Origin of the sequence: Roseibium sp. (genome assembly GCF_025698965.1) — a bacterium.
Classification (GTDB): Bacteria; Pseudomonadota; Alphaproteobacteria; order Rhizobiales; family Stappiaceae; genus Roseibium.
In genome coordinates this window covers 1-11,466 of the sequence record NZ_JAILWL010000187.1, presented here as the reverse complement: position 1 = coordinate 11,466, position 11,466 = coordinate 1, and the positions used below count along the sequence as shown (strand labels likewise).

Genomic DNA, 11,466 nt, shown 5'->3' with positions numbered 1-11,466 from the left:
CGAGCTTCACGAAGCGTTGGCCGGGGCGCTTGAAACACAACAAAGCCAGGAAGCGGCGGCGCAGCTGGACTCCCTGTTGGCCTACACCAAGGAATTGGCAGCGCAACGCCGGAAGCCCAAGGATTCCTGACAAGTGTACGAAGCCGGACAGGTCCGGTCGCACGTTTCCCGGTTATGAAAACACTCGTGGCAGCGACGTTGAGCTAACTTACAGTTGAAGCGCGTTGCCGTTCAATTGCCTATTTTTGTGAGCAGGGTGACATCGGTTTCATTCTGGGAGGGTGCGGTATGCCCGCCGACCGACTTGACCTGCCGTCAAACTACACCGCCGTGCACGTTGTTGGAGTGACACGCGGTGCCAACAAGATCAGGCCAACCGTTTATTTCGCGACCGGATCACATTTCACCCAGTCGCACAAAACCAAAGACAATATCGGCTATCACCCGCCACCTGGAAATCATCTGTTTTTTGGGAATGTCAGCGCGTCGGAGCTTGACCGTCTCAGAGCAGACGCGCGTGCCGGCAATGGTAACAAGGAGCCGAACAGGCAGGCCTGGGCCTATTATCAGAGCCTTTTGGCCAATTATACCGACGGTACGGGTCGCGCCTGTCAGGTTCTGCCGCCGCCGTTGTCTCAAAGGCGAAGCGGCCTTGTGCTGCTGGAAGTAACAACCGACTGGCTTCATCGCTCCCGATCCGCGCTTGAACCGGTTTCTTACCGGGATGCGGTTCAACTCGTTCGCAGTATCCGCAGCCGGTCGACCCTGAAGCTCGGGCCGCACCAGGAAACCGGTGAGCATTATTTCGCCGATAAACCGCCTGAGTGACCGTCTTTGACATAAGGCAATTTCGTAATTATACAGCGTATAATAAATGAGGAGCCTGACATGCCCACGGGACACGTGATGATGGCAATGACTCTCGACGGATTTGTTGCCCGCAAAGACCACACAATCGACTGGCTCATGAAGCAGGAAACGCAAGGCGAAGACTACGGCTTTGAAGAATTCATGAGCGGGATCGATGTGATCGTGATGGGGTCGGGTTCGTTCAGAACCGTTCTCGGATTTAATGAGTGGGCGTATAACAAGCCTGTCATAGTTCTCAGCCGGTCGCTTAATGACAGCGATGTTCCGGAGCATTTGAAGGACAAGGTCAAGCTCAGCCGGTTGGATCCGGATACCCTGATGAGTGAATTGTCGCGGCAAGGTATCAATCGTGTCTATGTAGACGGTGCTGCCGTCGTTCAGACCTTTCTTCGGGCAGGCTATATTGAAGATATGAAGGTCACTCTCATACCAATCCTGATCGGAAGCGGTATCAGATTGTTCGGTGACCTGGATAAGGATATGGACCTGCGTCTTGATGGCGTGCGCGAATTCAAATCGGGGCTTGTCGATTTGCGCTATCGGGTGATTTGAATGGCCGAGCGCAGGAGATTCGCGGGACGACCAGAGAAAACCGCGCACAAACTTTCAAGCAAAATCATTCTGGAAGCAGCGTTGTCGATCGCTCGAAACGAGGGAGTAGAGGCGATCTCCTTCAGGCGGCTGTCACAGGACTTAAAGGTAACGGCAATGGCCGTCAGCTACCATGTCGGCGGACGGCACAAGATGCTGACGGATCTTGTGGCGCTTGCCTTTCGGGGTCTGGTTGGAGATCACATTGAGGAGAAACCCGAAGCGAACCTTCGTCGTCTTTTGAGCGACTATTGCCACCGTGCCTTGCAATACAGCAGTCTGGTGCGGGCGATGCTGGTCGATCCTTCCTTGATGAGTTCGGACATCAAAGCCCTCACGCAGGAAATTCGCGAAAACACACGACGCCTCAATAACGGAGATGAGGGTGATGTGCTCCTCAACCTCCTGGTGGATTACACCCACGGCTTTGTCTTTGCCGCTGCCGCAGCTCCACGCGAACAATCACCAGCAGATGAGGAATTCTTGCGCAGCCTCGACTGGGTTCTTGCAAAGGCTGCACCCTGATCGCGAGGAAACGAGTCGCTCCGGTGATCGAAAAACGTAGTGTGTTGTCGCGACGTACTTTATGTTTTTCAATGAGTTACGTTGCAAATTTGCGTCATATGCTCCTAAAGTATAATATAGACTAAAGTCGAAGTTCGAATCCTTCGACTGAGGAGGCGCTTTGCCCGATCGCCAAGCTGTCTCTTGTCACTTATGGAGCGTGCAAAATGAAATTCTGGAGCTTTGCCTTTGTTGCTCTCGTCCTTGTCGGCGTTGCCGCTGCCAAGGCAACGAACCCAAGCCAGTCTCTGACCGAAACCAAGACATTTTCCGGTCATCCGGTTACGACCCTGCACACGCCGGTGACGCCTTAAGGTCACAGAGGTCTTGGCGTTATTGCTCTGAGACGAGTTCCCGAGCTCGTTTTGCCTCTGCGCGAATGGCGGAAGCGAAGAGGGTGACGTCAATAGATGTCGCCGCGAACAGAACGCCCAGTTCCACACATCTTTTCATGAAATCCATGTTGGTGCTCAGGATGCCCGGCGCCTTCCCGGCGTCTTTGATGCGTATGAGTGCGTCCTCAATTGCTGCAACGACATCCGGATGCATGGGCTGGCCGATATGTCCCATATCGGCGGCAAGGTCGGCAGGTCCGACAAAGACACCATCCACCCCCTCAACGGTCAGGATTTCGTCAAGCGCCGCGAGCCCGGCCCGGTTTTCGACCTGCACCAGCAAACAGATCTCCCGATCCGCCGTGGTGAGATAATCACCGATTGCGGCAAATCTCGAAGCCCGCGCCAGGGCCGAACCGACCCCACGAACACCTTCCGGCGGATAACGGACGGCGGCCACCAGGGCTTCCGCCTGCTCTTTGCTCTCGACCATCGGTATCAGCAGGGACTGGGCTCCGGCGTCCAGAAACTGCTTGATCATCCATGTCTCGCCAATGGGCAGTCGCACGACCGGCCGACTGTCGGAGGCCTCGATCACTTTCAGCTGCGCCATCATGGAACGAAGGTCGTTCGGGGCGTGTTCGCAATCGATCAGGAGCCAATCGAAACCCGCTGATGCCGTGATCTCGGCGACATAAGGATCCGCGAGGCCGACCCAGCAGCCCGTCTGTACACGGCCTTCCAGAAGGTTGGCTTTGAAGAGGTTCTTGGGAGCCGGCATTTTGGGACTCGCTTAAGGTCTGGTGAGATTGAGGTTTCGGTCGTGGCGCGTGTCTGATTTCTGGTCCGAATCTCACCAGACCCTAGTTAAAGGAACAGGACACGGCCCCGAATGGGCCGAAATCGGCAGCGATCTGGCTGCCCGGCGTGCATTCGATTGGCCGGATGAAGGATCCGGACAGAACAATTTGCCCGGCCTCGATCGTCTGACCGTAATCTGCCATGCGGCGAGCCAGCCAGACAACGCTTTCAATGGGATCGTTGAGGACACCTGCGCCAAGCCCGGTTTCTTCCACTTCACCGTTCCTGGAGACAATTGCACCGGTCCAGCGAAGGTCGAAATCACCTGGCGCATGACGTTCATTGCCCAGAACAAGCCCGGCGTTTGCGGCATTGTCGGCTATTGTATCGAACACTTTTCTCGTTTTGCCAGTTTCCGGATCAGCGCGGTGGATGCGCGTGTCCAGGATTTCCAGGCTCGGGCAGACACATTTGGTAGCGCCCAGCACGTCCTGTCTGGACACTTTGGAACCGCCCAGAGCCGATTTCATGACGAAGGCGATTTCAGCCTCAACACGGGGCTGGATGAACCGGCCTTCGGGAATGGTTCCGCCATTTTCAAAGAGCATGTCGTCAAACAGCATGCCGCTGTCAGGAATGTCGATCTTGAGTGCGTCCTGCATCGCATTGGACGTGAGGCCGATCTTCCAGCCGATGACCTTGCGCCCGGCTTCAAGTTTCAGGTGCGTCAAGGCGTTCTGGATTGCGTAGGCGTCATTCATATCCAGGCCGGGATAGCGCAGGGACAGGAGGCCGATCTGCGTTCGATCCCGTTCAGCGTTGTGAAGATCTTGTGCCGCCTGACCAATCTCATGAGCCGTCAAGGTCATGCTTCATCCTCCACGCCATTGCGCAGGATGCCGATACCCTCGACTTCGATTTCAACAACGTCGCCAGGCTTGAGGTAGCGCGGCGGGTCGAAGCGGGCTCCTGCGCCGGTTGGCGTGCCCGTGACAATGATATCCCCGGGCTGAAGGGTCATGAAGGTCGAGATATAGGCAATCTCCTCGCGGATGGGGAACATCATCCGTTTCAGGTAATCGTCCTGACGGACCTCGCCGTTGACGCGGGTGATGAGGCGGGCCTCATCCAGCTGCGCGGCGTCACTGAAGGGTACCAACCATGGTCCCATGGCTCCGGACTTGTCCCAGTTCTTGCCCTGGGTGACATTGAATTTCGCATGCCGGACCCAGTCGCGGATAGTGCCTTCGTTGCACAGGGTCAGAGCTGCGATATGGTCATAGGCGTCTTCCGCCCTGATCCGCCTTCCGCTCTTGCCGATGACAATGGCGACCTCACCTTCATAGTCCAGGGTGTGGTTTTCAGGTGGCCGGATCAGAGGTTGTCCATGACCGGTAAATCCACTGGCGAAGCGGGGGAAGAGCGACATGTATTTCGGCTGCGCGCTGCCGTCCTTGTATTCCGCGTTGCGGTCTGGAAAATTCACGCCCACGCACACAATGCGCTGTGCGTTCGGCAGAACCATTTCGAAAGTAAAATCGGAGTGGGTGACCTGTTTGTCCCTAGCAGCTGTTGCCAGTGCCTTCAGACCGTCACCGGCCACGGCATCAAGGAGTGTCGGCCACTGTGGAAACTCCGGCGACAGGGCAATCATGCCGTCTTCGGCCACAGCGCCATAAAAGGTCTGACCACCGGCTGCGTAAGTTGCGAATTTCATCGAAGTTTTCTCCAGACGTCCTGAATGACTTCCGCCGCTTCAAGGACATCCTCCCGGGTGGTGTCGAATTGTCCGACCTGGAACCGGATGATCTTGCGTCCCTGAAAAGCGCCCTGGGTCAGGTAGATGCGGCCGTCGTCGTTAAGCGCATCGACAAGACGCTGCTGAGCCGCATCGTCTCCGGGACAGCGGAATGAAAACAAGCTGAGCACAGGCTCGGTGACGATTTCAAAACCGTCCATCGCACGAATTTTCTCGCAAATTTCCCGTGACCAGGCGACATGGTTGCGAATGCGTTGCCGCAGACAGTCCAGACCGTAGGACCGTATCAGGAACCAGATCTTGAGCGCTCGAAACCGGCGGCCGAGCGGGATTGTCCATTCCGAATAATTGGTGACGGCATCGCCCGAGGTCTTGAGATATTCCGGTTCGATTTTCAGCGTGTTGAGCTGAGGCTCCGGGTCGGACAGGAATTGCACGGAACAATCGAACTGCGCGCCTAGCCATTTGTGGGGATTGAAGACAATGCTGTCGTAACCTTCGACACCCATCCAGAAGTCGGATCGGAATTCCGGGCAGATCATGGCTGCCCCTGCCCAGGCAGCGTCCAGATGGGTGTATAGATTTTCCTGCCGCGCCACTTCCAGGACAGGACCTAGCTCGTCCGAACCGCCGACGCCTGTCCCACCTGTCACCGCAATGACGCCCGCGGGAATGTGACCGGCCGCCCGATCGGCGGCGATTGCCTCTTTCAAGGCGTTTATATCGAGGGAATGTCTGGGGCCGGAGGCGGGGAGTTTGCGCAGATTTTCCTGCCCGATACCGGCCACCCAGCATGCCCGGTCTATGGAACTGTGAACCTGATCGGAACAGTAGATACGCAAATTGCCCTTGCCGAAGAGGCCCTGCCTGTTGCCGGTATAGCCCGTCGCCCGCTCGCGCATGGTGAGAACCGCCGACAATGTCGCGGAGGAGGCGCTGTCCTGAATGACCCCGGTATAACCGTTCGGCAGCTCCAGCGCCTGGCGCAACCAGTCGATCATTACGCCTTCGACCTCTGTCGCCGCCGGTGAGGTTTGCCAGAGCATGCATTGGGCGGCGATAGTCGTTACCAGCATTTCCGCCAGCATGGACGGCGGGGCGGCATTTGCAGGAAAGTAAGCGAAGAAACGCGGGTGCTGCCAATGGGTGATGCCGGGCATTACGATGCGTTCGAAATCGGCGAGGACCGTTTCCATTTTCTCCGCACCTTCCGGGGGTGTGCAGGGCAGCTGTGCTGCAATTTCACCCGGCTTTGTCTGTGCACGCACCGGCCGGTCGGACAGGGTCTTGTGATAGTCCGCCGACCAGTCGGCTATGTGCTTGCCCCAATGGGCGAATTCATCCCAATCCATGCGTCACTCCCAGCACCGGTTCCCGACGAGCATCGTCTGTTGCAGCACTGAGGCATCTTTCGGGACCGATGTCACTGCATATGCTGTTCATGGTGCAACAATCGGCTGGGCAGCCAGATCGGCTTCGCGGATGCCCGTCCCTTCAAACAGAGATCCTTCTTCAAACCAGCTTTTTGGTGCCGGTGCGCCCCAAAGGGTCTGGCGTTGTGGGTCTTTCAGGTCCCATTTGATCGGCTCAAGGTCGGGGTCGACGGTTTGATAGTCGGAGCAGTAGATCTCGATCCGGTGACCGTCCGGGTCGCGAATGTAAAGAAAAAAGGCGTTGGAGATACCGTGGCGACCGGGTCCGCGCTCGATGTTTGAGACCCAACCGGTGGTCGACATCAGATCAAGCAGGTCGATTATGTTGAGCGGCGTCGGAACCCAGAACGCCGTGTGATGCAATCGCGGACCTTTGCCATTTGTGAAGGCAATGTCATGAACACCACCCTTACGGTGCGTCCAGGCGGCCCACAGTCGTCCGGTTTCCTCATCTTCGGTATATTCCGTCACGCGGAAACCCAGTTCGTTGTAAAAGGCAACGGACTGGTCGACATTCGGTGAAAAGCAGTTGAAGTGGTCGATCCGCAGCGGTTTGACGCCACGATAAAGAGCATATTGCTGATGGATCGGTGGCAGCCGGTCCATCTTGCTATAGAATTCGAGCGGAATGCCGTGCGGGTCGCGGGTCCAGAAAGTCCGTTGTTGATGGGGGCGTTCCACCCATTCAACCGGCAGATCCCTCGCTTTGAAGAAATGCGCAGCCTTGTCGAGATTCTCCTCGTCAAAGACCTTGAAGCCGAGATCCCGTGCGCAAGGCTTTTCGCCTTTCCTGAGTACGATGCAATGGTGACCTCGTTCCTCCATGGCACGCAGATAAAGTGCCTCCGGGGTCTCGTCCGTGACCTGAAGCCCAAGCGTGTCGACATAAAACGCCCGACTTTTCGCCAGGTCGGTGACGACCAGTTCCACATGACTGAGCCGGACGATGTTGAAAGGCGGATAGAGATTGGGTGCGGGGATTGGCATCGGATCGGATTTCCTGCGGGTTGTTATTCGACAGGGAAGATGACGTTGGTCTGGCCCGTGCCGGAGCTTGGAAAATACTCTGTCACAACTTCACATTTGGCTGCGTAATTGTCCCAGCCAAGCGCCCCGTAAAGCATCGCTGTGTCGTGCATGGAGCCTTCGCCACAGCAATATTCGGCGTATTCGGGAAGCATCTTGAGAAAAGTGGCATGATCACCGTTCTTCCACATGTCCAGAACGTGCAGATCCACTTGTCGATTGAATTCAGAGGAAATTGTGAATGTGCCGTTGTTGGCGGCGTAGTCCTTGTTTGCCCAGATCTTGTGAGAAAGTGACCCTGACGCCACCAGCAGGACTTTTTCGTCGCTTGCTTCCACGGCATCGCGGATGGCCTCTCCGATGGATCGGCTTTCTGCGTGATCGTGGACTGTGCACCAGGCGGCGACAGAGACCACTTTCATCTCGTGCTCGCGGCTCATGAAACGCATCGGAACAAGCGTGCCGTATTCCAGTTCAAGACTGTCGAGATGATGAGAAAGCGTGTGCGTGCCCTTGTCCATCGCAGCTTTGGCGATGGCATCCCCAAGCTCCGGATTGCCTTGATAGCTGTAAGGCAGGTTCTGAATGAAATGTGGAAACTCGTTGGAGGTGAAAAGGCCTTCGAACCTTTTGTTTGCGTTGATATGAAAGCCTGCATTGACGACCCAGTGCGTGTCGCAGACAACGATTGTTGTGGCCCCGAGCGCCTTGGCCCGGCGGGCAATTTCGTAATGACCTTCGATGGCCGGCTGGCGTTTGCCTTCGACCGGCCCGGGCTGCTCCGACATCAGCATGGTCGGAACATGCGTTACTTTTGCTGCTAGAACGATTTCACCCATTCTTTCCTCCCAAATTCACAAGTTGCGGTTTTCCGCGATTACAGCGCACCGAGGCGCGGGATCGCGTGTTGGCCTGTGGCAAAGGCAATGTTCTTCTGCTCCATGTAGAATTCGAACGACCAGTCACCGCCGTCACGGCCAATTCCACTTGCCTTCACGCCGCCAAAGGGTGTCGGCAGGTGGCGGACATTTTCTGAATTCACCCAGATCATTCCCGCTTCCAGGCGGTCGGTGAAGCGCATTGCGCGCGTCAGGTCATTGGTCCAGACATATCCAGTCAGGCCATAGTCGACATCGTTCGCAACCCGGAGGGCTTCATCTTCCGTCTTGAAGCGGATACTGGTCAGGACCGGTCCGAAGATTTCTTCCTGAGCAATGTTCATTTGGTTGCTGGCCCCGGTGAACAGTGTCGGGCGAACGAAGTATCCTTCGCTTCCTACGCGTGTCCCGCCGGCAGCGATGGTCGCACCGTCTTCCAGCGCAATGCCGAAATAGCTTGTGACCTTATCAAAATGAGTCTTGTGAATGAGCGGGCCGATTTCAGTCCCCGGATCAAGCGGATGTCCAACCCGGATGGCGTTGACCCGCTCGACAAGCCTTGCTTCGAATTCATCTGCAATCGTGTCTTGAACCAGAAGTCTGGAAGAAGAGGTGCATCGTTCGCCATTGAGCGAATAGATCATGAAAATCGCGGCGTCGAGAGCCCGGTCCAGATCTGCATCGTCGAAGACGATGACCGGGTTCTTGCCTCCGAGTTCAAAGTGGACGCGCTTGAGGGTGTCGGCACCCTGCTTCATGATCATCGAGCCTGTGCGACTTTCTCCGACAAATGCGATTGCCTTGATGTCCGGATGCTCGGTCATGGCCTTGCCCGCATCTTCGCCAAGCCCGTTGACAAGATTCCAGACACCCTTCGGAAGTCCTGCTTCCTCGGCAATTTCGGCCAGAATGCGCGCCGTCAGCGGAGAGAATTCCGCCGGCTTGTGGACCACCGTGCACCCGGCTGCCAGCGCAGGCGCAATCTTCCAGGTCGATAACATGAACGGTGTGTTCCATGGAGTGATCACCCCGACAGGACCGATGGGTACGCGAGTGGTGACATTCATCAAGGTTGCGGAGGGCAGTGACTGGCCGTCACGGGCGGAAGGGGCCCTGTCTGCAAAGAAGCGGAAGTTTTCCGCGCCTCGCAAAGCGGCCTTGGACATGAAACGGAGGGCCTGACCAGTGTCCCAACATTCGCATAGTGCTATTTCCTCGGCCCGTTCGACAATCCCGTCGGCGATCCTGTGCAGGATTTTTTTCCGTTCCGTGGCGGCCAGGTCTCGCCAGGCGGGGAAGGCTTCCCTTGCGGCCTTGGCTGCCGCATCGATGTCGGCTGCGCCGCCTTTTGCAACATCGCAGATCAGTGTCTCGTCCACCGGCGAGTGCGTCTGGAAGGTTTCACCGGAAAGAGCAGGCCTGGCCTCGCCTCCGATCTGGTTCAGGACGCCGGTGGCCCGGAAACGCTCCAGATAGCTGCTCAGTTTTTGAATGTTGGCGTCAAGTTCCGACATGGGTCAGGCGTCTCCCAGGTGATCGCGAATGGTTCCTGTTTTGGGCGAGAGCTCCGGGTCGATGTCCCTCATTTCCAAAGACAGAGCGAGCGAACTCGTTTTCAGAACCGGTTCCAGATAGGTTTTTGCAGCATCAAACAGTCTTTGAGCCGCGTCCTGCTTCACTTGCTCAGACCGGCCGGCCCGAAGGCGAACTGAAATATCGATGAAGCTGTGTTTCGAATTGCCATCGGCAATGGCGTAGTGGTCCGCCTTCAGTGCTCGAACGCGGATGCCGGGCATCGGAAAAGCGGCAATCGTTGAGGCTTCCACCCGCAGATGCTCACACAGGGCTTGAATGTCGATCCGCTCTTCCAGATTGGCGGAGAATTCCAATGAAATGTGTGGCATGGGATTTCCTTAACAACACAATATTTGCTATGTTAAATATATTGAGTCGAAATTGTCAAACTTTTTGTGTGAAATAATGCCTGAATTCGATATGAGCTAAGAATGACTGACACGCCAGAAACCCATACCGACCGAAAGCTGCCGCCAACCAAACGCTCCATTCCTATCGCCCTTATCCGTGCGCGTGAAAAAGTCATGGGGCCGATCCGGGACATGTTGGCCGATACGGGCATCACCGAACAGCAATGGCGCATTCTGAGGGTACTGGAAGAGTTTGGTCCGCTGGATGCGTCAACACTCGCAGACAGGGCCTGCCTTCTTCTTCCAAGTCAGACGCGCATCGTTCAAACGTTGTCGGAAAAAGGATTGGTCACCCGCAATGCGGATGACCGGGACCGACGGAAACAGACAGTCGCCATCACCGAAGCCGGAAAGTCGATCATCTACGATAATCTAGAAGAGGCCGAAGCGATCGTCGCGCATATGGAAAAAGTGATCGGCCGGGAAAAGCTGAACCAGCTGCTTGATATTCTGGAAGACTTTCAAAACCTGTGACTGGCAAGACCGGCGTGAGCGTACCACACGGTGATTACCCGTTTTGCGCAAAGGGTAACCATCTTTGCTTCCGATAACCGCTGCGAGGTTTTCTGCGAAGCTTCCACACGTCACTCTTTTTAAGGCCAAGGTCTTCAATTGTTGCGAATCCTGCCGGTCCGACGCATAGGACCTTGCTGCTGGAGCCGAGGTTTTCTTCTAAAAAAAGAATGTTACCTTCTTCGCTCTGTTCCTCAGTCCAGATTACGGTTTTCAGCAAGACCCAGTATGTCCGGCCGCAATATTGTGCTTCGTAATAGCCTTTCCTCGGCGCGGCTAGGATTTCATGCAGTCCGGTCGGACTGCCGTTGGGAACTTGGGCGCGAATGTAAACGTCACTTTGCGCGCTGGCATAACCGGTCAACCTGAAGCTGAGCAAGGCAAACACCGCCAAAACTGCCGACAGGCGTGCCGGAATTACAAAATACGTTAGATAATGGTCCGGCTTTCGAGAGCTGTTCAGGAATTTGTTTTCAGGATTCATTTTCATTCTAATCATTTACCCAATCGGTACGACGACCCGGGTGTCGTTCCTTCCATTCAGAACATCCGGTTCAGCCGGCTTGGTGTGCGGTCGAGGTGAAATGATGCCCCGGCTGTATGATTTCGCTGTTGCTCCTCCTTTCTAATGTTTCTGAATATTTCCGGATGTGTCTAAATGTTTCTAAGTCATTGATAATGAAAAGATTTTACTAGAATTGGCAGTTGCGT

General features: G+C 55.8%; 13 protein-coding genes. 5 read left to right on the top strand and 8 right to left on the bottom strand.

The window, feature by feature from the left end; all coding sequences use genetic code 11:
- The first annotated feature begins 288 nt into the window (after positions 1–288).
- The 4 genes from K5905_RS16075 to K5905_RS16060 all read left to right on the top strand — a co-directional run bounded on the left by K5905_RS16075 (position 289) and on the right by K5905_RS16060 (position 2,339).
- The gene (locus K5905_RS16075; RefSeq protein WP_297585698.1) at positions 289–828 is read left to right on the top strand and encodes a hypothetical protein; all 540 of its coding nucleotides are present in this window, start codon (positions 289–291) and stop codon (positions 826–828) included.
- A gap of 60 nt (positions 829–888) precedes the next feature.
- The gene (locus K5905_RS16070) at positions 889–1,422 is read left to right on the top strand and encodes a dihydrofolate reductase family protein (RefSeq protein ID WP_297585696.1); all 534 of its coding nucleotides are present in this window, start codon (positions 889–891) and stop codon (positions 1,420–1,422) included.
- Positions 1,423–1,986 (top strand): hypothetical protein, encoded by a 564-nt coding sequence (locus K5905_RS16065; RefSeq protein ID WP_297585694.1) that lies wholly within the window; start codon positions 1,423–1,425, stop codon positions 1,984–1,986.
- Positions 1,987–2,192: 206 nt separating this feature from the next.
- Positions 2,193–2,339: a hypothetical protein gene (locus tag K5905_RS16060; protein WP_297585692.1), complete on the top strand. Its 147-nt coding sequence runs from the start codon at positions 2,193–2,195 to the stop codon at positions 2,337–2,339.
- A gap of 19 nt (positions 2,340–2,358) precedes the next feature.
- Here K5905_RS16060 and K5905_RS16055 read toward each other — a convergent pair whose 3' ends face one another.
- The 8 genes from K5905_RS16055 to K5905_RS16020 form a co-directional block, all read right to left on the bottom strand.
- Positions 2,359–3,141, bottom strand: coding sequence for an aldolase/citrate lyase family protein (locus K5905_RS16055; RefSeq protein ID WP_297585690.1), 783 nt, complete (start codon positions 3,139–3,141; stop codon positions 2,359–2,361).
- A gap of 82 nt (positions 3,142–3,223) precedes the next feature.
- Positions 3,224–4,030, bottom strand: coding sequence for a 2-oxo-hept-4-ene-1,7-dioate hydratase (gene hpaH, locus K5905_RS16050; RefSeq protein WP_297585688.1), 807 nt, complete (start codon positions 4,028–4,030; stop codon positions 3,224–3,226).
- Positions 4,027–4,878: a fumarylacetoacetate hydrolase family protein gene (locus tag K5905_RS16045; RefSeq protein ID WP_297585687.1), complete on the bottom strand. Its 852-nt coding sequence runs from the start codon at positions 4,876–4,878 to the stop codon at positions 4,027–4,029. Before K5905_RS16045 ends, hpaH begins: the two co-directional genes overlap by 4 nt.
- A complete protein-coding gene (locus tag K5905_RS16040) occupies positions 4,875–6,272 on the bottom strand; it encodes a pyridoxal-dependent decarboxylase (protein ID WP_297585685.1) in 1,398 nt (465 codons plus the stop codon). The genes K5905_RS16045 and K5905_RS16040 overlap by 4 nt, the downstream gene beginning before the upstream one ends.
- A gap of 87 nt (positions 6,273–6,359) precedes the next feature.
- A complete protein-coding gene (gene hpaD, locus K5905_RS16035; protein ID WP_297585684.1) occupies positions 6,360–7,340 on the bottom strand; it encodes a 3,4-dihydroxyphenylacetate 2,3-dioxygenase in 981 nt (326 codons plus the stop codon).
- Positions 7,341–7,363: 23 nt separating this feature from the next.
- Positions 7,364–8,218, bottom strand: coding sequence for a 3,4-dihydroxyphenylacetate 2,3-dioxygenase (hpaD, locus tag K5905_RS16030; RefSeq protein WP_297585683.1), 855 nt, complete (start codon positions 8,216–8,218; stop codon positions 7,364–7,366).
- Positions 8,219–8,256: 38 nt separating this feature from the next.
- Complete coding sequence (hpaE, locus tag K5905_RS16025; protein ID WP_297585681.1) at positions 8,257–9,771, bottom strand: 5-carboxymethyl-2-hydroxymuconate semialdehyde dehydrogenase; 1,515 nt, start codon at positions 9,769–9,771, stop codon at positions 8,257–8,259.
- A gap of 3 nt (positions 9,772–9,774) precedes the next feature.
- A complete protein-coding gene (locus K5905_RS16020) occupies positions 9,775–10,161 on the bottom strand; it encodes a 5-carboxymethyl-2-hydroxymuconate isomerase (RefSeq protein WP_297585679.1) in 387 nt (128 codons plus the stop codon).
- 102 nt (positions 10,162–10,263) lie between these two features.
- Between K5905_RS16020 and hpaR the strand changes: the two genes are divergently transcribed.
- Entirely contained in the window at positions 10,264–10,716 is a 453-nt protein-coding gene (gene hpaR, locus K5905_RS16015) for a homoprotocatechuate degradation operon regulator HpaR (RefSeq protein ID WP_297585677.1), read from the top strand.
- Positions 10,717–11,466 lie beyond the last annotated feature (750 nt).